This window comes from Janthinobacterium sp. 1L-D-8-B-C4 (genome assembly GCF_057291295.1).
In genome coordinates this window covers 166072-185665 of the sequence record NZ_JBXAVX010000001.1, presented here as the reverse complement: position 1 = coordinate 185665, position 19594 = coordinate 166072, and the positions used below count along the sequence as shown (strand labels likewise).

Below are 19594 nucleotides of genomic sequence, written 5' to 3'. Positions count from 1 at the left end.
GCATCACGCCGCTTCGCCGCCCCATCACGGCAAGCCGCTTACTTGGTCCGAAATACGATCCGCGCCTTGCTCAAGTCATACGGGGTCAGCTCCACATTGACCTTGTCGCCAGGCAGAATACGGATGTAGTTCTTGCGCATTTTCCCCGAAATATGGCCCAGTACCAGGTGGCCATTTTCGAGCTTGACACGAAACGTGGCATTGGGAAGGTTTTCCAAAATTTCGCCTTGCATTGCTATGACATCATCTTTTGCCATCGAATTTCCTATAGTGATACAACTGTATTGGCGGAGTCGCCTTTTGCGCGGCAGTGGCACGATCAGCACCAGAAGCGCCAGGTAGCGCCTGGCACGTGAATGACGCACTTTCGTCGCGCGGGGCATCATCTTACCAGTAACCGGGCACCACTGGACCACAACAGATGCGTTCCGACGCCCGATGACCCAGCTGAAGTGGGGCCAACCCAAGTGGCGAATGCAATCCGCAGTTGCATTTCACTTCGTTCGCCGTGGCCAACTCACGACGGAACTGGCACCCGCAAGAGTGCGCCCATGCTCGACGCACAGGGTGTTAATAAGCAAATGGCCCAAGAACGTCTAAATTGGACTCAAATGGGCCAAAATTTGCGGCAGCACAGCACGAAATCACTCTTGCTCCGTCGCTGTACGTGGGTATTGTCCTCCCCAAGTGCACAAAAATTGACAACCCGTACCGCACCCGAATTGAAATGGCTCCTCGTCGAACGAGCCACCCTCGCCGGCGACCTAACAACACAGTCTCCTCGAGACCGAGATAGCCCGCGTACGGGCTCATCGAAGCCATTGCAAATATCCTCAATGATTTCGGGCATGGCCAAGTAATCGTGTTGTGATAAATCTGCCGCACATGAAGCCACATCGCGGACCAGTATGGCGTACGGTCCCCAGTGCATCGGATTTTGAGTTTTGTTTGCATAGTGGTGGTCGCCCACACCGCCGGCATGCAAGGCGTGACGCAACTGCGCTTTAAGGCTAACATTCTCAACAGCTTCAATGAGCCTCTCCTTTAGCGCGGGAAGAGCCGCGTCAAGCGGCAAGATTTCCTTCCGAAAAGGTGGTTCCCGGGAGTACCCGAGTCGTGTGATACAAGCAGACTGCGTCGAGTGGCAATGGGCGTCCCAAGTGGCCTTCAGCTACGGTATAGAGATAGTCTTTGAAATCAGGAAGTTCTCTCCAATGCCTATCATAATGTGCGCCGATTTCCTTGGCAAAAAGTAAGACCTTCAACTTTTTACGCGTTGTTTGAAAAATCTTGGACAGACTGGCAAGAGCAGTTCGAAATGAGCCACAGTCGAGGATGAGTTTTTCGGTCATTGGCGGATTCTTCGCGTGTGGATTACCAGAGAGCCTATCGAGGTTTCAGCCGTGAAGTATCAGTACATATCCGAGCGACGCGAAAATCGGTAATTTTCGTCGCCTAGTACGGGGTATTGCAAGAACGACAATGAGAATGGATATGGGAGTTGTGGTTCAAAACCGTGCACAATGTCTCCCATCGGTTCACCGGTGCCAGTATCGAAGCCAGGTGCTTCGATTACCACTCCTGCATGCGGCCGAAAACGATTCTGTTCTTGGCGCCAGAGTTCCGAAACGTATCGCGCATATTGGAAGTCTGCAAAGTATACGCAGCTTGAAGCAGCATGAAGTTGGAGCTTGTTAATCGCAGCGACGTCTCGAAACTCGCGGAGGCTAATGCAGTTGTTCTTTGCTCGTAGTATTTTGTAACTGGCAGAGTCGACTAGCATCAAACACTGTGTCGAGCTGAGCGGGAAAATCACGAGCAAGCCAGGAGTAGTCAGCCCCAAGACGCCGCGATGTCGGACATTTCGGTAAAGCGCATTGTAGAAAACCACAGGGGCATCGCCAAACACGAAGGGGCGGTTGGTCTTGTTAACAAGCATAAGCGGCAGTAGGTCGTTTAATTCGCCTGCGGCTTCCACCGCTACGCCCATTTGAACCCTATGCGCCTGAACTGGTTCGGCACCAATATCCTCTAAGTTTTCCAATAGCAGCTTTCGCGCGTCCTCATCAATCTCCGTACTTTGATTCAACGCCATCTCGGCAAATAAGCGGGCCATTTTGTCCTGAAACGCTTGTCCATTGGTTCGCGCGCTCATGGTGCGGGAGCGTTGCAGGGCAATGTGCAAGAGCAACTTGGAGACGTCGGAGCCTTCGAGCAGTGTAGGGTTTTCCAGGGCTGCAAGATTGCGAAGTGTCGTACTGCATGCCCCTTCAATCTCCCCCAGAGCTGATTCCAGTTCGTCACTTCCATAAAAGTTATTGCGGCTGGCTTGGCTCTTGATGGAGGCCTTTTCGATAAGCTGCCCCGTTGCTTTCGTTAGGACACAAATACTTTTCCCATCTGATGAGAAGCGACGAAAGTAGAATTGAGGAACAAAGTGGTGATTTTTGCGATTACTCATTGGGGCCCAGTCGCGTTATGTTCGTTCAGCTACGTAGTCCAGCGAACTTGAAGAAGTTGGTCTGCCTAGCCGCCGTGAGGTTATCTGAATGCAGTGTTGCTATTACTGATTTTATCAACAACGATGACCCATTGCACCACGACCAAGGTTGTCAGCGAACATAGGAAGATAGCCGGAACGGCAGCAACTGATGATGAGAGTGACAGCCCTCATAGCGCGACATAGGTCTGGCCGCTGAGGGTTCAGGATATACCTCACCACCCAGGATGCCTAATTTCTTGTTGCGGCGCGAAGAAAATTGGCGTAAGCGTTTGATATTAAAAGAAATTGGCCAGTTGCCTATTAACACCCGACGCACAAAAAAAAGCCCGCTGCGGGAGCGGGCTGAATCTAATTCCTGTGAGGAAGTAGAGGAGACAGGTACATCTTGACGCATTGCAGCATATAAATCCAATGGTCTGTTGTGATGACAGAAATACGCTTGATCAATATCTGCACAATATCAACAGCGATGCCGCCAGCGCAGCAGCTTGCGCAGCCAATTGCCGCCAACGATGGCGTACGCCGCGCGTGCCGGCACCTGCAGCGTCACCTCGGCGCCATCGCCCGTATTGGCAATGCTGACCTTGCCACCGATGCCGCGCGCGCGTTCGCGCATGCCGGTCAGGCCCCAATGGCCGGCTTTGCCGCCTGCAGCGAGGATGGCGGCATCGATGCCGCCACCATCGTCGGTGACCTGCAGCGTGAAATGCGCGGGCGCATAGCTGAGGGCAATTTCCAGCGTGCCCACAGGTCCGTGGTTGAGGGCATTCATGATGGCTTCGTGGGCGATATGATAGGCCTCGCTGGCCACGGCATCTTGCAGCGGCACCGGCGTCTGCGGCGTGATGCACAGGTAGATCTCGCAGGAAAAGCGTGCGCGCAGGGTTGCCGCCAGCACCGCCAGGCGCGCGTCGAGCGCATCGGCGCCCGTCGCTGCGGGGCGCAGGTCGAGAATCTGGCGCCGCCCTTCGGCCATCACCTGATCGGCGTGCAACAAGGTGGTGTCGAGCAACTGCGCGCCCGCCGCATCCTTCGGCAGACTGAGCTTGATCGACTCGAAACCCCAGACCAAGGCCTGCAGGCTTTGCAAAAACGTGTCGTGCAAGGTGCGCGCGATGCGCTGGCGCTCGCGATGCACGCTCAACAGACGCGACATGACCTGCCGCAAGCGCCAGCGGTGCAGCAGCACGGCCAGGCCCAGCAGGCCCAGCGCACACAGCAGCATGAACCACCAGGTCTGCGTAAAACGCGGCGCGATCTCGAACTTCAGGGTGGCGGACTGGTCGCTCCAGTCGCCGCCGGCGATGGCGGCCTGCAGTACGAAGCGGTATTTGCCCGGCCCCAGGTTGGCATAGCTGATATCGCGCCGCGACAGCGGCGCCTGCCAGCCCTGGTCCACGCCATCGAGACGGTAACGAAATACCGTGCGCTCGGGCATGGTATAGCTGAGCGCCGTATAGGCGATGGCCAGGCGCTCGGTGCCGGCTGGCAAGCTGATCTTTTCAAACGGGCTGTAGCGCCGCTCGTCCACGGTCAGTGCGCGTATTACCGGTGGCGGCGCACCGATGGCCCGATGATCATGGCGCGGGTCGTAGACGGCGATGCCGCCGCTGGCGACAAACCACATGCGCCCGTCCGGCATGGCCGCCACCGTTGACACATTGCTGATCTGGGACGTGCCCGGATAGCCGTCGAGCTGGTCGAGCAAATCGTATATCAGCAAGCTGTCCGGCTCGCGCATGGCGGTTTGCCAGTCTTTCGCCAGCACATGCAGTACACCGCGCGAGCCATTCAGCCAGCGGTCGCCATTCGGTGCCACCAGGACACCGTTGATGCCGGCCAGCACATCGGGATCGGCCGCGCGCACATGGCGAAAGCGCCCGCCCGACAGCACCTGCAGGCCGCCGTCGCCCGAGGCCAGCGTTTCGCGCTGCACATCGAGAAACTGCGCCACGCGCACATCGACGCCGCTGGCGGCGTTGTACTCACGCACGCCGGCCGGGCTGAAATCAAAAATCCGGTTGTTCGAATAACTGAGCCAGACATGGCCATCGCCATTCGACGCGCTGGCCGCTTCGCGCAAGGGCAGGCCATATTTGTCGGGCTTGGTCCACTGCCCGTCGGCATAACGAAACGAGGGCCGGCCCGCCAGCCCGGCCCAGTAACGGCCCGGGCCTTCCTGCACCAGCCGCACCACTTTTTCCGGCGCGGCCGGCGGCGGGTAGGCGATCAGCTGTTCGTCGTTGGCGCCCTGCACCACCAGGCCATCGGGCCTGGCCAGCAGCAAGGTGCCGTTCAAGCCGCTACGCAGCAGTTGGGTGGCGGCGTGCTGCGCCACTGGCTGCAGCGTGCTGCCTTCGATCCTGTGCAGCGGCGTCGGGGCATTCATTGCCACCAGCAACTCGCCGGCACGGTTGCGGGCGATCGACGCGCCCGAGGTGCCACCAGGATAGGCGATGGTCGCCAGCCGGTGATGGCGCAAACGCTCCAGCCCGCCTGGCGTGGCGATCCAGATGTTGCCGTCGCGGTCTTCCAGCATGCCGTGGATCTTGCTGTTGCCGGGCTTGCCTTCCCGGGCCAGCTGTTCGTTGGGCAACTGCAGCGTATCGAGGGCCGGCCCCGCCGGCAGCGCTGCGCGCCGGACCATGCAGACCTTTTCCGGGCAGGATGCCATCCACAGATTGCCATCGCGGTCAAACAGCTGGTTGACCGCCATCGAGGCCGAAGCCGCCTGCGGCAGGCGCGCCAGCGCTGGCCCCGCATGGGGCACGTCGAAGCGGCTCAGTTGCCTGCCCTCGCGCCGCCATAGCTGCCCATCGGGCGAGATGATCAGGCCAGGGCTGTCGCCGGCCGGGCCGACCGGATGGAATTTGCGCTTTTCCCGGTCGAGCAGGAACAACTGCTTGCCATCGCCGACAAACAGGCGGCCGTACTGGTCCAGCACCATGTTTTGCACCTTCTCGGCGGGATAGTCCCACTCTTTGCCGATGGTTTCCCAGGCCGTGCCGCGCAGCCGGCGCAGGCCGTTGCCGGCGCCGATCCAGAAGCTGCCGTCGGCGTCGGCGCGCACGGAAAAAGGCGTGGAAAACGGCCGGTTCTGGACCGACGTCAGATTGATCACATGGCCGTTGCGCAAGACGCTGAAGCCACCGAGCAGATAGCCGATCAGCAAGTCGCCGTTCGGCGCCGCAAACATGGTGGAAATACCGTGATAGGTCAGCGCTTCGCCCGGTAGCGGCACGAAACGCTCAAACGTGGCGCCGTCGAACCGGTACAGGCCACGCGTGGTGCCGAGCCAGAGCCAGCCATCGCTGGTCTGCGCCATCGCCGTCGTCATGGCCGGCGCGCCCTCCTTTGCGCCCCACACATCATGGCGGTAGTCACCGATGCGAAAGTGGCTGTCGAGGGCGAATGCCTGCGGCACGATCAACATCAACAGGCAAAAAAAACATGCAGCAAAGCACAGGGGGGATGGCGAGTGGCGTTCAAGCCGGGACTTGGTCATCTTGGCATTCTGCAAATAATTGACGGAATGCGCATGGTACCGGGATAGCCAGAAAATTGCAGGCAAAAAAAAGCCCGCTGCGGGAGCGGGCTGAATCTATTTCCTGTGAGGAAGTAGAGGAGACAGAAGCATGATGCCGGATTGCAAGCTATAAAACCACTTTATATTGATGATATGGGAAATACGATTTAGTGATAACAGTGTCAATCAATAATTCCTTGCGGCATTATTTTTCCGTTTCCTCCCTGGCCGCCGCCGGCGCGCGCAGCATGTTCTTGATGCCGCGCAGCGCCTGGCGCACGCGCGCCTCGTTTTCGATCAGGGCAAAGCGCACATATTCGTCGCCATATTCGCCAAAACCGATGCCCGGCGACACGCTGACCTTGGCTTTTTCCAGCAGCAGCTTGGCGAATTCCAGCGAGCCCAGGTGGCGGTACGCTTGCGGGATATGCGCCCAGATATACATCGAGGCCTTCGGCTTTTCCACCATCCAGCCTGCCTCATGCAAGCCTTTGACCAGCACGTCGCGGCGGCGCTGGTATTGCGCGCAGATTTCCGTCACGCAGCTTTGATCGCCTTCCAGCGCCGCAATCGCCGCCACCTGCACCGGCGTGAAACTGCCGTAGTCGTGGTAGCTCTTGATGCGCGCCAGGGCTGCCACCAGCTCGGCATTGCCGACCATGAAGCCGATGCGCCAGCCGGCCATATTGTAGCTTTTCGACATGGTAAAGAACTCGACGGCCACGTCGCGCGCGCCGGGCACCTGCATGATGGACGGTGCTTTCCAACCGTCAAAGGTGATGTCGGCATAGGCCAGGTCATGCACCACCAGAATGTTGTGTTGTTTCGCCAGCGCCACCACGCGCTCGAAAAACTCCAGCTCCACGCATTGCGCGGTGGGGTTCGACGGAAAACCCAGCACCATCATCTTGGGCTTGGGATAGCTCTCGCGGATCGCACGCTCCAGCTCGGCAAAGAAATCCACGCCAGGGCCCATGCGCACCGAGCGGATATCGGCGCCGGCAATCACCGCGCCCCAGATATGGATCGGGTAGCTGGGGTTGGGCACCAGCACCGTGTCGCCACGGTCCAGGGTGGCCAGCATCAGATGGGCCAGGCCTTCTTTCGAGCCGATGGTGACGATGGCTTCGCTGTCGGGGTCGATCTCGACTTCGTAGCGCTGCTTGTACCAGTGGGCAATCGCCCGGCGCAGGCGCGGAATGCCCTTCGAGGCGGAATAGCCATGCGTGTCGGGCCGCTTCACCGTGTCGATCAGCTTGTCGACAATATGGCTGGGCGTGGCGCCGTCGGGATTGCCCATCGACATGTCGATGATGTCCTCGCCACGGCGGCGCGCGGCCATCTTGAGTTCGGCGGTGATATTGAAAACGTAGGGGGGAAGACGATTGATGCGCGAAAAGCTGCGCGGAGTTTGGCTGTCGGTCATGATATCTCTGTACGTAAGCGCCCGGATCCGTCCGAGCGACGTTGGCGCAATGAGTGCGCCTGCAACCATACTAACCCGGCGCCGTTCAGGCTGGCAAGGGCGATCTGGAGCGGCTACAATAGGCATCTAGTCGAAAATGAGCAAACCGGTTGGTAACCCGGTACGTGTTGAACTACAACATGCTCCCGCCCACGCGGACCCACGGCGCTGATCTTGGCTGTTACACCAGTCGGGGGCGGTGTCATGGTTCGTGCATTCTTCCCGCCGCGCCATCCCTCCCCCGCCATTACAAGGAATCAACGGATGGCAACACACGACACAATCGCAAGCGAGCTGACACTGGACCGCGCCGGGCTCGAACAACTGCTGGCGCAAGCGGTGCGCACCTTCGAAGGCTGCGCCTTTGACGACGCCGACCTGGCCCGGCTCGACCTGCAGGGTTGCGCCTTCGAGCGCTGCACTTTTACCGGCGCCAGCCTGTTCGCCTGCAAGCTGGAGCGCACGACCTGGCGCCGTTGCCGCGCCGGCGGCGCCGATTTTGAATCCGTCGACGCGGTCGACGCCAGCTTCGAAGGCTGCGACCTGAACAACACCAAATGGCGGCGCGCCAAGCTGGCCTCCATCTCGTACCGCGGCTGCAAACTAACCGGCGCCTCGTTCGAGGAAGTGGCGCACCTGGGCGCCAGCTTCGAAGACAGCCTGCTGATCGGCGCCGACCTGCGCGGCTTCTCGTTCCGGAAGGCCACCCTGAAGCAACTCGATTTCTCCGAAGCCTACCTGGCCGGCTGCGACTTTCGCGACGCCGTCTTCGAAGGCGGCAGCCTGCGCAATGCGGTACTGAAACTGGCCAAATTCCAGGGCGCCGACCTGCGCGGCGCCGATATCGATGGCTTCAAGCTGACGGAAGCGTCGCTGTTCAAGGGCGCGGTGATCACCCATGCACAAGCGGCCAATTTTGTGCGCGAGCTGGGCATTTCGGTCATCTAGGAAAATCGAGGCAAAAAAAAGCCCGCTGCGGGAGCGGGCTGAATCTAATTCCGTTGAGGAGTTAGAGGAGACAGATGAATGATGCTGCATCGCGGCATTTAAAACCAATTGTCATTCATGATGATAGAAATGCGTTTTCATGATAACCGTGCGAACGCTCGCTTTTTCAGGCGGTGCGGCGCGACAGGCTCGGCAAGAATTCTCCCAGCCACACCAGCAGCGCCAGCGCCGGAAACGCCATGCCGGTCAACAGCGTTGCTTGCCAGCCATAACTGGCATAGACCCAGGCGCCGACGGCGGACCCGGCTGCGCCACCGGCAAAGAACATCGCGAAATACAGGCCATTCAAGCGGCCCCGCACTTCCGGCGCCAGGCTGAAGATGGCGCGCTGGCCCAGCACCAGGTTGGCGGCCACGCCCATGTCGAGCACGATGGAGGCTATCACCAGCAAACCCAGCGCCAGATGTTGCGATTGCGGTACAAACATCGGCAGGGCAAACGCCACCATGCCCAATATCAAAGCGACGGCCGTGGCCGGCAAAGTGTGGCCAGCATCGGCCAGGCGGCCGGCGATCGGCGAAGCGACTGCGCCAGCCATGCCGACCAGGGCGAAGATGGCGATACCGGTTTGCGACAGGCCGAAGGCGGGGCTGGCCAGCACCAGCGGCGTGACGGTCCAGAACAGGCTGAAGGCGCCAAACAGGCCGGCATGGTAGGCAGCACGGCGGCGCAGCACTGGCGTACCGAGCAGCAAGTGCCACAGCGAGGCCATCAGCGCTGGATAACGGATATTCGATACTGGCTGGCGCATCGGCAAGGCGCGGCGCAACACTGCTGCCAGGATCAGCATCAACACGGCGGCGCCGCCAAACACCACATGCCAGCTGGCATGGGCGGCCACCAGCGAGGCGGCCGGACGGGCCAGCATAATGCCCAGCAACAAGCCGCTGACCACCTTGCCGACGGCCTGGCCGCGCGTCGCTTCTTTCGACAAATGCGCGGCAAAAGGCACGATCACCTGCGCCGCCACGGAACCGAGGCCAATCGCCAGGGCGGCGGCCAGGAACACGATGGCGCCGGTGCTGAGGGCAGCGACGATCAGCGCAACGGCCGTCACCAGCAGGCCGGTAATGATCAGGCGGCGGTTTTCCAGCAAGTCGCCCAACGGCACCACGAACAGCAGGCCCAGGGTGTAGCCGATCTGGGTCAGGGTGACGATCAGGCCGGCGGCCTTGGCCGACAGGCCGGTCGACGCGCTGATCGGGCCGACCAGGGTTTGCGCATAGTACAGGTTGGCGACGATCAGGCCGGACGCGATCGCCAGCAGCAGCACCATGCCGGACGAGATATCGGGCACTTCGCCGGCGCCGGCGGAATTTTTGGAGGCCTTGTTCATGTTATTTCCTCGGTTCAAAGATAAAGTAAGGCCATTGTAGGGAATTTATCGAAGAAGATAATTAGTGCATAATTACTCTACACATTTCACATTAAATGAACAATCAAGGAGCCCTGCCCGCCGATGGACAAGATCAAGGCCATGCAAACCTTTGTGCGCATCGTGGAAGCGAACAGCTTTTCCAAGGCGGCCGAAACGCTGAACCTGCCGCGTGCGGCGCTGACGGCCACCTTGCAGAAGCTGGAAGCCTACCTGGGCACGCAGCTGCTGCAGCGCACCACGCGCCGCCTGTCGCTGACACCCGATGGCGCCGAATATTTCAACCATTGCCTGGCCATCTTGGGCGCCGTCGATGCGGCCGAACTGGCGTTTCGCGGCCCCGACGCCAACAAACCGCGTGGCATGCTGCGCGTCAACCTGCCCGGCACCGTGGGGCGCACGCTGGTGATACCCTATATCGGGCAATTCCATGCCGCCTACCCGGCAGTGCAACTGCACCTGAGCCTGACGGACCGGCTGGTCGATCTGACCGAGGAAGGCATCGATTGCGCCTTGCGCGTGGGGCAACTGCAGGATTCCGCCTTTATCGGCAAGCGCATTGGCAATATGCGCTTCCTGACCTGCGCAGCGCCGGCCTACCTGGCACGCCATGGCACGCCCAAAACGCTGGCCGATCTGTCGCGCCACCGTGGCGTGATGCATTTTTCAGGCCGCACGGGCCGCGCCTTTGACTGGGATTTCGTGCAGCAAGGGCAAGTGGCCAGGGTCGCCATGACGGGCATGGTGTCCGTCAACGATGCCGAAGCGAACCTGGCCTGCGTGCTGCAGGGCATGGGCCTGGGCCAATTGGCCGTCTACCAGGCGCGCGAACACCTGGCCAGCGGCGCGCTGGTGCCGGTGCTGGAGGATTGCCCTCCAACACCGATGCCGATGTCGCTGCTGGCGCCGCAAGGGCGGCTGGCCGTGCCGAGGGTACAGGCGTTTGCGGCCTGGCTGACCGCTTTGCTGGCGCAAAACGAAGATGTGCAGCAGCCAGACCGGCGCTGATTCAAGCGTCCGCTGATTTCCGGAAATGCTCGCGGTCCGGGTCGAGTTCCGGATACTGGCGTACCACGGGCAGCTGCAGCTTGCTCCATATCTGCATCACCGTCTCGGCCAGGCCAGTCAAGTGCTCATGGCGCTCGGCATCGGGCAAGGTACGGATAACGGTATCGGCTTCGCTCAGGGCGAGACCGATGCCCTGGTACAGCGCCATCAGTTTTTGTGCGGTGACTTGATCCATCCCGGCCTCTCAATTCTCGGCGGTACAAAAATGCGTGCTTTCCTGCTTGTCGCGCGCCTGCACGTTGACCAGCTTGCCCGCGCCGTCATACGCAACATTGATGGATTTTTCCTGCGGCATGACGACGTTCAACATGAGGGAAGTACCACCGTCCATCAGCGTAAAACCTTCGCTGACGGCCGTCTTCATGTCGAAGGCGTCGTCGCCGATCTTGATCACGCCGTCGACCACCTCGACATCGACCTTGCGGCGCACCAGCAGGTTCTTGGTGTCGAGGCAGCCGATGCTCTGCTTCTTGCCGTTCACCAGCTTTGCCGCGGTCAGGAACAGCGCCTGATTGTTGAAGCTGCCAACGCCGCTGTTGTTGCTGCACATCAGGCCGATGTCTCCGCGCGACAGGCTGATGGTGCTTTCCTTGCCAGCGGGGCTGGACATCAGCGACAGCATGCCGGCCTTGCCGTCATCGATGGAGAGCGTGCCCAGGGTGCTGTACTGGCCCTTGTCGTCGCGCGAACGCATCATCATGGCCATTTTGGCGGCATGAAAATCGAGCTGCATGTCGCCGGACGCAACCTTGCCGTCGGCGCCTATCGTGACCAGCGCGTCCATCTTGCGCCCGTCCGGCATGCGCAGGCAGTTGCCGTTGTAGCTGCCGGCCAGCAATGGCCCCAGCGCTTTCCAGTAATCGAGCTTGCGCTCGGGGGCAGGCTCGGCGGCGGGCGCTTCGGCCGCCTGCGCCTCGGCAGTGGCCTGCGCCTGCTTGCCCTCGTCGGCGGCGGCCTGATCTTCATTCTTGCTACAGCCACCCAGCAGCAGGCTCAGAGAGATGGCGGACAACAGCGCGGTGCGACGGATCATGGAGTGTCTCCAGGAAAAGGGAACCGTACGCTAGCATGGGACTTATATTTTTTGCAAGAGCGATTCAATTGGAATCGAACGGACAAAAAAAAGCCCGCTGCGGGAGCGGGCTGAATCTATTTTCTTGGAGGAGAATAGAGGAGACAAATGAAGTATGCTGCATCGCGGCATATTATGCCAATTGATTGTGGCAATGATGGAAATGCGTTTTGCAAATAACTGATGGCTAGCTTGCCCCCGGCATTGCCGGAGGCAGGCTCAACGCTTATTTGGTCGCCGCCACCGGCGTCGCCTTGGTATCGGCGCCATATGGCAACACCTTGGCCGCCAAGCGAGTATCGCCCTTGATCAGCGCCACTTCGTCGGCCAGGATGCGCACGGTTTCGTTCAGCAGCACGTCTTTCGCACTCTTGGCTGCCGATTCCGCATCGAGTTCGGCGCTCAGCGCGCGCTCGTCACCCTGCAAGCCGTCATCGGTGCGCAAGGCGCCCTTGACCGCGGCGATCTGCTTTGCGGTCTTGGCGGCGGCTTTCGCGCCTTTCAACACGTCTTTCGGATCCTGGATCACCACCAGGTCGTCGGCCGGGTTCGAAATCTGCGCGATCAGGCGCTTTTCACGGGCCCGGGTGCGCGCTTCCTGGGCATCGCGTTCCTTGCGGCGCACGGTTTCATTGAGCGACAGCTGGTTTTCCTTGCGCTGCTTGACGACCAGGGCGATGTCGTCCTGCAGATACTGGAAGTCCTTGTCCTTGGCCACGCGCACCTCATGCTTTTTGTCCAGCAGCGGCACGATTTCCTTCATGTCGCCGGTCGGCGTGAACGGCGCCGGCTTGATGGCCACCCACGGCAGGGCGTTGTCGTAGCTCGATTCGCCGAAGTTGTCGGTGTCCGACATGGTCGGCAGCTTGATATCGGGCGTCACGCCGCGCAACTGCGTGGTGCCGCCATTGATGCGGAAGAACTGCGCCACCGTCATCTTCAGCTCGCCCAGGCGCGCTTTCTCGCTGCCGCCAAAACGGTCCAAGTTGATCAGCGTCTGCACGGTGCCCTTGCCGAAGCTGCCTTCGCCGATCACCAGGCCACGGCCGTAGTCCTGGATCGCGGCGGCGAAGATCTCGGAAGCCGAGGCCGAACCGCGGTTGATCAGCACGCCCATCGGACCGTCCCAGGCCAGGCCGGCGTTGGTGTCGCTTTCGATATCGACCTTGCCTTCGGCGCTGCGCTGCATCACCACCGGACCCTTGTCGATGAACAGGCCGGTCAGCTCGACCGCTTCATTCAGGGAGCCGCCGCCATTGTTGCGCAAGTCGATCAACACATTGTCAACCTTGTCTTTTTTCAACTCGCCCAGCAAACGGGTCACGTCGCGCGTGGCGCTCTTGAAATCCTTGTCGCCACGGCGGCGCGCTTCGAAATCCTGGTAGAAGGTCGGCAAGGCGATCACGCCGATACGGCGCTTGACGCCGTTTTCGCGCACTTCGATGATCGATTTCTTGGCCGCCTGCTCTTCCATGCTGATTTTCTTGCGCACCAGCGGCACGATGGTGTGCTTGGCGTCCGGGCCGGCGTCGGCCGGCAGGATGTCCAGGCGCACCACGGAATCCTTGGTGCCACGGATCAGCTGCACCACGTCGTCGATGCGCATGCCCAGCACTTCGACGATGGGGCCGCTGTCGCCCTGCCCCACGCCGATAATGCGGTCGCCCACTTTCAGCTTGCCCGACAGGCCTGCCGGGCTGCCCGGCACCACTTCGCGCACCACCGTGTATTCGTCACGCGTCTGCAGCACGGCGCCGATGCCTTCGAGCGACAAACGCATGGCGATATCGAAGTTTTCCGAGGCGCGCGGGCCCAGGTAATTGGTATGCGGCTCGATCGACATGGCGTAGGCGTTCATGAAGATCTGGAACACGTCTTCATTGTTGAGCTTGCGCGAACGCGTGGTGTAGCTTTCATACCGCTTGTCGAGCGTCTCGCGGATGGCCTTGTCTTCCTTGCCGGCCAGTTTCAAACGCAGCCAGTCGTTCTTGACGCGCTTGCGCCACAGGTCGCGCACTTCTTCTTCGTTTTTCGGCCAGGCCGCTTTTTCGCGGTCGAGCTGATAGCTTTCATCGGCCGCGAAGTCGAATTTGGTCTTCAGCAGTTCGCGGGCATACGCCATGCGCTCGTCGAAACGCTGCTGGTAAAGATTATAGATGGCGAACGGCGCCGTCAGGTCTTCGCCATTGATGGCATCGTCGAGCTTGGTGCGCAAGGGCGCGAAACGGTCGATATCGGCCTGCACGAAAAACAGCTTTTCAGCGTCGAGCGACTTGAAATAGCGGTCGAAGGTTTTTTCCGACATCGCATCGTCGAGCGGGGTTGCCTTGTAGTGATAGCGCGACAGCACGCGCGAAGCCCACAGGGCCGCTTGTGTTTGCTGGGCCAATGGCTTCATGATGGGCGGAGGAGCGGCGCTCTTGTCGGTCTGGGCTGCGCCAGCATGGGCTGACAGGGCAAGCGCCAGGGTGACCAGGATTAATTGCTTCTTCATCGGCTTCTCCGAAAATTGGTTAAATCATTTACTGGCGGCGCGCCTGATCGATGATCGATCTCGCACCGGCCTCTACGACTATAAAAAAGGGGGATGTCACGACTGGTCTGGCTGTAATTCTACAGGATACACAGGGCCAGTCTCCGATGGAACATCAGTTTCTTCCCGGAAGCTTAAGCGCGCGTTAAACGCGATGCCGGATTCATTACAAACTGAAACATTCGCAAGCGGATGTCGCCTGTAAAAAGGCCAGTTTTCGCTTGAAACAGGGCATGGCAAGCTCGTCAACATTTATCTCAAGTGATTGTATTCATTGACCTTAATCATTCCACACGGAAACAAAATGTGCTTATCGTGATATCATGCACGCTTGTTCGCCGGCCTGTCTACACAGCTACCGGCCAGCCCCACCCCATTCAGCGCCACCTGCACCTGCGTTTCATCCGCTCGCGATTGCCCGTTTTTTGACTGGCAAGTTGCATTGCGCATGCGCGGCGCGCAGCCATTTTGACTTTTTGAACCCACAATCCATGCAGAAATTTTCTTTTCATCCCCGTCACTGGAGTGTCGGCGGCAAGATCACCGTGTTTACGTTTGCGCTGGTCAGCCTGATACTGGCCAGCCTGACTACCCTGATGAGCATGCGCACTTCGCATGTGCTGGAACAGCGCGCCGAAGCGGCGGTCACCAGCGAACTCAACGGTGTCATGACTACCACCGAAGTGTTCAACACGGCCATGGTCAATGAAGCGGCCAGCTTTGCGCGCCTGTTCGCGGCCGAGTTTCCTGGTCCATTTACGGTCGACAGCGCCAATATGGTGGCGGTTGCCGGCAAGGCCACGCCACAGCTGTCCAATGGCGACAAGGTACTGAACCTCGACACCGCCCTGGTCGACCGCTACACCACGCAAACCGGGGTGATCGCCACCATTTTCGCCGCCAGCGGCGATGAATTCGTGCGCATCAGCACCTCGCTGAAAAAACAGGACGGCGAAAGGGCCGTGGGTACCCAGCTCGACCACAGCCACCCCAGCTACGCGCCGCTGCGCGCCGGCCAGAGCTTCGTCGGCATGGCTACCCTGTTCGGCAGGCAATACATCACGCAATACGACCCCGTGCGCGACGCGGCCGGCAAGGTGGTAGGCGTGCTGTTCATCGGCCTGGACATCACGAAAAACCTGACGATGCTGAAAGAAAAAATCCGCCAGGTCAAGATCGGCCAGACCGGCTATATCTATATCGTCGACACCGCGCCCGGTGCCAACTACGGCCAGCTGGTGCTGCATCCGAACAGCGAAGGCAAGAGCGCGCTCGACTTCAAGGCCAGCGACGGCCGCCTGTTTGTCCAGGACATGATCGCGCAGAAAAACGGCGCCATGCGCTATACCTGGACCGCCCCCGGCCAGAGCGCTGCAACCGCGCGCGAAAAGCAGCTGTATTTCCGCGAGTTCAAGGACTGGCGCTGGATCATCGCCGGCGGCACCTTCACCGATGAAATCACCGTCGAAGCGCGCCAGATGCGCACCCAGCTGGCGATCGCGGGCGTGATCGCCGTGCTGCTGTTTGCCGGACTGCTGTACCTGCTGGTACGCAAGCTGGTGTCGCGACCGCTGGCGCATGCCGAAGCCGCTGCCGAACAGATCGCCGGCGGCGACCTGACGGTGCACCTGGACACCACCAGCGAAGATGAAATCGGCCGCCTGCTGCACGCGCTGAACCATATCAGCGACAACCTGTCGAAAGTGGTAGGCCAGGTGCGCAGCAGCGCCGGCCAGATCGCCACCGCCTCCGGTGAAATCGCCAGTGGCAACCTCGACCTGTCGAGCCGTACCGAACAACAGACCAGTTCGCTTGAAGAAACCGCCGCCTCGATGGAAGAACTGAGCTCGACCGTGCGACAGAACGTCGAGCACGTGCAGCAGGCCAGTGGCCTGGCGCAAACCTCGTCGACCCTTGCCGCCCAGGGCGGCGCGGCTGTGGCGCAGGTGACCAGCACCATGGAAGCGATCCGCAGCTCGTCGGGCAAGATCACCGACATCATCGGCGTGATCGACGGCATTGCGTTTCAAACCAATATCCTGGCCCTGAACGCGGCCGTGGAAGCGGCGCGCGCCGGCGAACAGGGCCGCGGCTTTGCGGTGGTGGCAACCGAAGTGCGCACCCTGGCGCAGCGCTCGAGCGCGGCGGCAAAGGACATCAAGGACCTGATCGAAGCGTCGGCCAGCACGGTGGACCTGGGCCACGCGCAGGTCAGCCAGGCCGGCGCCACCATCGCCAAAGTGGTCGACAGCGTGCACAAGGTCAGTTCGCTGATGGCCGAAGTGGCACAAGCGAGCGAAGAACAGCGCAGCGGCATCGACCAGGTCAACCAGGCCATCGCCCAGATGGACCAGGTGACCCAGCAGAACGCGGCGCTGGTGGAAGAAGCGGCGGCCGCAGCCGATGCGCTGCAGGAACAGGCGCATGAAATGGAAAGAGTCGTCGGCGTGTTCAAGCTGTAAGCGCGACCATGGCCCGGCAGTGCTAAGATGAAAAAACAGCCACCGCCGGGAGACCCCATGCACGACGATTACGTTCTGATTGCCCGTTTGATGATCCCCACCGACGCCCACGTACTGCGCGGCTGCCTGGCAGCATCAGGCATCGACGTGCTGCTGACGGACGACCAGCACATGCAGGCCGACATGCTGCTGGCCGCTGCCATCGGCGGCGCCCGCATCATGGTGCGTGAACACGACGTGGCGCGCGCGAAAGAAATATTGGCGGCGTTCGAACGCGGCGACCTGGCGTTGTCGGACGATGCCGATGTGGGCGCGCCGGTAGCCGAATAACACCTTGCCCTGAAAGAAATCAAATGGCCGCAGGCGGACCGGGAGATCATCCCTTGAAGGACATCCTTCATTTCAATATGCATGTTTTTGATGACGAATGTGACGCCATCATCAGGGAACTTTCAACCTATTTGTCTGAAGATGCGCTGTACGACAGCATCGACTGGTTTTCCACGTTCAGCATGACGCAATCGCAACTGGATGACTTCAAGGAAAAACTTTCCCAAAAGTTGATGGCATTGAAAAATCGCTGATGGTGTTCAACCAGGCAGCAAGCCCACCGCGCGATACGTCTTGATCATCGCATCGTACAGCGCGATATCCGCGCGGCTGCGGGCCACCAGTTGCGCGCCGACCACGGCGGCGTAAATGGCGCGCGCCCTGTCGGCGCTTTCTTCCACGCTGGCCTTGCCGGCGGCGACCAGCATCTTGGCCAGCCAGGCCACATTCACATCGGCAAAGGTTTTGACTTCCGCTTTGACTTCCTCTGGCAAGTCGTCGTTTTCGGCCGCCATATAGCTCGACAAACACATGCGGTTGTCGTTCTCCAGCGAGCGTCGGAACGTAGCGGGATACAACTTCAGACAGGCGAGCGGATCGTTGCCCGATTCCTCCAGCGCCAGCAGTTCGGCGGCGGAGTCTTCCCAGTAACGCTTCGCCACGGCGGCGGCAAGGTCGGCCTTGCTTGGGAAATGGTAATAGATGCTGGCGCTCTTGATGCCGACACTTTCCGCCAGCGAGCGCATGTTCAGACCGCTGTAGCCGTGTGCTTGCGCGGCTTTCCTGGCGGCGTCCATGATGGCATCGCGATAGTTTGCACCCATAGGCTCCCCTGCTTCCTTATCTGAATAGTGTGTTGACAGCGGAAATTATAGCATCTATAGTTTACCTACCTAATGTTAGGTAGATTACTTGGAGAGCCATCATGAACACCAATATGACTGAGGATATGAAGATTTACGACTGGTTTGACGGCCCCTATCCGGCCGTGTACGGATTGCCGTCGCCGAAAAGCAGCTGTCAGCGCATATCCGCTACGAATCGGTGAATCTGTGGACCGGGGAACACAAGCAGCCCGCATTTCTGGCGAAGAATTATTCCGGCACCCTGCCCGTGCTGGAGCTACCGGACGGCACCCTGATTGCGGAATGCACGGCGATTACCGAGTACCTGGACAACCTGACGGGTGTGACAACGCTGACCGGTACCACGCCTTTGGCAAAAGGCACGATCCACATGATGAGCCGGCGTGCCGAGCTGGAACTGCTGGACGCGATCAGCACCTACTTCCACCACGCCACGCCAGGCCTGGGGCCGAAAGTGGAGCTGTATCAGAACAGGGAATGGGGCATGCGCCAGCGCGACCGCGCCTTGCGCGCGATGGGCTACTTTGACGCGCTACTGCAGCAGCAGCCGTATATCGCCGGCGACGCGTTTTCGATGGCGGACATCACCGTGATTGCGGCGTTTATTTTCGCCGCCATCGTCAAGCTGCCGGTGCCAATGGAGTTCAAGGCGCTGCACGCCTGGCATGCCCGCATGCAGCAGCGGCCCAGCGTGATCGCGTGGAAGCAGATGGTGGAAGAAACCCAGGCGGCCGCTGCCTAGGAATAAAAGCAGCGCCCGCAGGCCTGGCGGTACGACTCATTGCCGCCAATACTGATCTGCTCGCCTTCCTTGATGCGGCGGCCCTGCTCGTCGACGCGGATATTCATGGTGGCTTTTTTGCCGCAGGTGCAGATGTTCTTCAATTCTTCGATATCGTCGGCCAGCGCCAGCAGGTAGGCCGAGCCGGGAAACGGTTCGCCCTTGAAATCGGTGCGCAGGCCATAGCAGATGACCGGCACGCCCTTCACTTGCGCCAGCTGGTGCAGCTGCTGCACTTGCTGCGTGCTGAGGAACTGGGCTTCATCGACCAGCAGGCAAGCCACTTGCGGGATATCGACCAGGAAGTTGGTGTCGGCGTCGAAAATATCGACCACGCGCTGCGGCCCCAGCCGTGAAGTGACGCGGCCCACGCCGTAGCGACTGTCGATGGCGGCCGTGTACAGGCGCACCTGCTGGCCCTGCTCTTCATAGTTGTGCGCGACCTGCAACAAGGCCGTCGACTTGCCCGCGTTCATTGCGGAATACCGGAAATAAAGTTTTGCCACTGCCGCCTGTCCTGTCTGCCAATGATTTATAACGTTGTGAGGCGTGATTATAAAGCGCCTTGCCAGCGTTGCGACAGACTGTCTTTGCGCGGCGCATAC

16 protein-coding genes and 1 pseudogene are annotated in these 19594 nt (G+C 60.2%); 6 read left to right on the top strand and 11 right to left on the bottom strand.

Annotated features, from left to right (window positions below; translation table 11 throughout):
* Nucleotides 1–38: 38 nt before the first annotated feature.
* The 5 genes from infA to alaC all read right to left on the bottom strand — a co-directional run bounded on the left by infA (nucleotide 39) and on the right by alaC (nucleotide 7455).
* Nucleotides 39–257 (bottom strand): translation initiation factor IF-1, encoded by a 219-nt coding sequence (infA, locus tag AC0Z42_RS00865; protein ID WP_166105866.1) that lies wholly within the window; start codon nucleotides 255–257, stop codon nucleotides 39–41.
* An 807-nt stretch (nucleotides 258–1064) separates the two neighbouring features.
* Nucleotides 1065–1352 (bottom strand): hypothetical protein, encoded by a 288-nt coding sequence (locus AC0Z42_RS00860; protein WP_485466336.1) that lies wholly within the window; start codon nucleotides 1350–1352, stop codon nucleotides 1065–1067.
* A gap of 59 nt (nucleotides 1353–1411) precedes the next feature.
* Entirely contained in the window at nucleotides 1412–2461 is a 1050-nt protein-coding gene (locus tag AC0Z42_RS00855) for a DUF4238 domain-containing protein (protein ID WP_485466335.1), read from the bottom strand.
* A 502-nt stretch (nucleotides 2462–2963) separates the two neighbouring features.
* Nucleotides 2964–5927 carry a sensor histidine kinase gene (locus AC0Z42_RS00850; RefSeq protein ID WP_485466334.1) on the bottom strand — a complete coding sequence of 988 codons (2964 nt, stop codon included), beginning with the start codon at nucleotides 5925–5927 and terminating at the stop codon, nucleotides 2964–2966.
* 307 nt (nucleotides 5928–6234) lie between these two features.
* Complete coding sequence (gene alaC / locus AC0Z42_RS00845; protein WP_485466333.1) at nucleotides 6235–7455, bottom strand: alanine transaminase; 1221 nt, start codon at nucleotides 7453–7455, stop codon at nucleotides 6235–6237.
* A gap of 303 nt (nucleotides 7456–7758) precedes the next feature.
* On the opposite strand from alaC, the gene AC0Z42_RS00840 reads away from it, so the two are divergent.
* Complete coding sequence (locus AC0Z42_RS00840; RefSeq protein WP_485466332.1) at nucleotides 7759–8442, top strand: pentapeptide repeat-containing protein; 684 nt, start codon at nucleotides 7759–7761, stop codon at nucleotides 8440–8442.
* A 166-nt stretch (nucleotides 8443–8608) separates the two neighbouring features.
* On the opposite strand, the gene AC0Z42_RS00835 is transcribed toward AC0Z42_RS00840, so the two are convergent.
* Nucleotides 8609–9838, bottom strand: a complete 1230-nt coding sequence (locus AC0Z42_RS00835; protein WP_485466331.1) for an MFS transporter — start codon at nucleotides 9836–9838, stop codon at nucleotides 8609–8611.
* A 123-nt stretch (nucleotides 9839–9961) separates the two neighbouring features.
* Between AC0Z42_RS00835 and AC0Z42_RS00830 the strand changes: the two genes are divergently transcribed.
* Entirely contained in the window at nucleotides 9962–10885 is a 924-nt protein-coding gene (locus tag AC0Z42_RS00830) for a LysR family transcriptional regulator (RefSeq protein WP_485466330.1), read from the top strand.
* A gap of 1 nt (nucleotide 10886) precedes the next feature.
* On the opposite strand, the gene AC0Z42_RS00825 is transcribed toward AC0Z42_RS00830, so the two are convergent.
* The 3 genes from AC0Z42_RS00825 to AC0Z42_RS00815 form a co-directional block, all read right to left on the bottom strand.
* Nucleotides 10887–11120, bottom strand: a complete 234-nt coding sequence (locus tag AC0Z42_RS00825) for a hypothetical protein (protein ID WP_485466329.1) — start codon at nucleotides 11118–11120, stop codon at nucleotides 10887–10889.
* 9 nt (nucleotides 11121–11129) lie between these two features.
* Entirely contained in the window at nucleotides 11130–11978 is an 849-nt protein-coding gene (locus AC0Z42_RS00820) for a hypothetical protein (protein ID WP_485466328.1), read from the bottom strand.
* A gap of 265 nt (nucleotides 11979–12243) precedes the next feature.
* A complete protein-coding gene (locus AC0Z42_RS00815; RefSeq protein ID WP_485466327.1) occupies nucleotides 12244–14511 on the bottom strand; it encodes a carboxy terminal-processing peptidase in 2268 nt (755 codons plus the stop codon).
* Nucleotides 14512–15041: 530 nt separating this feature from the next.
* Between AC0Z42_RS00815 and AC0Z42_RS00810 the strand changes: the two genes are divergently transcribed.
* Genes AC0Z42_RS00810 through AC0Z42_RS00800 form a run of 3 tightly spaced genes read left to right on the top strand, consistent with a single transcriptional unit; the run spans nucleotide 15042 to nucleotide 17596 of the window.
* On the top strand, nucleotides 15042–17012 hold the full coding sequence (locus tag AC0Z42_RS00810) for a methyl-accepting chemotaxis protein (RefSeq protein ID WP_485466326.1): 1971 nt from the start codon (nucleotides 15042–15044) through the stop codon (nucleotides 17010–17012).
* Between the two features lie 57 nt (nucleotides 17013–17069).
* A complete protein-coding gene (locus tag AC0Z42_RS00805; RefSeq protein ID WP_485466325.1) occupies nucleotides 17070–17342 on the top strand; it encodes a putative signal transducing protein in 273 nt (90 codons plus the stop codon).
* Nucleotides 17343–17365: 23 nt separating this feature from the next.
* Nucleotides 17366–17596 carry a hypothetical protein gene (locus AC0Z42_RS00800; RefSeq protein ID WP_485466324.1) on the top strand — a complete coding sequence of 77 codons (231 nt, stop codon included), beginning with the start codon at nucleotides 17366–17368 and terminating at the stop codon, nucleotides 17594–17596.
* A gap of 6 nt (nucleotides 17597–17602) precedes the next feature.
* On the opposite strand, the gene AC0Z42_RS00795 is transcribed toward AC0Z42_RS00800, so the two are convergent.
* Nucleotides 17603–18166 (bottom strand): TetR/AcrR family transcriptional regulator, encoded by a 564-nt coding sequence (locus AC0Z42_RS00795; RefSeq protein ID WP_485466323.1) that lies wholly within the window; start codon nucleotides 18164–18166, stop codon nucleotides 17603–17605.
* 125 nt (nucleotides 18167–18291) lie between these two features.
* Between AC0Z42_RS00795 and AC0Z42_RS00790 the strand changes: the two are divergent.
* Nucleotides 18292–18950, top strand: a pseudogene (locus AC0Z42_RS00790) (glutathione S-transferase).
* On the opposite strand, the gene AC0Z42_RS00785 reads toward AC0Z42_RS00790, so the two are convergent.
* Nucleotides 18947–19495, bottom strand: a complete 549-nt coding sequence (locus AC0Z42_RS00785; protein ID WP_065309168.1) for a thymidine kinase — start codon at nucleotides 19493–19495, stop codon at nucleotides 18947–18949. The pseudogene AC0Z42_RS00790 and the gene AC0Z42_RS00785 overlap by 4 nt on opposite strands.
* Between the last annotated feature and the right edge of the window lie 99 nt (nucleotides 19496–19594).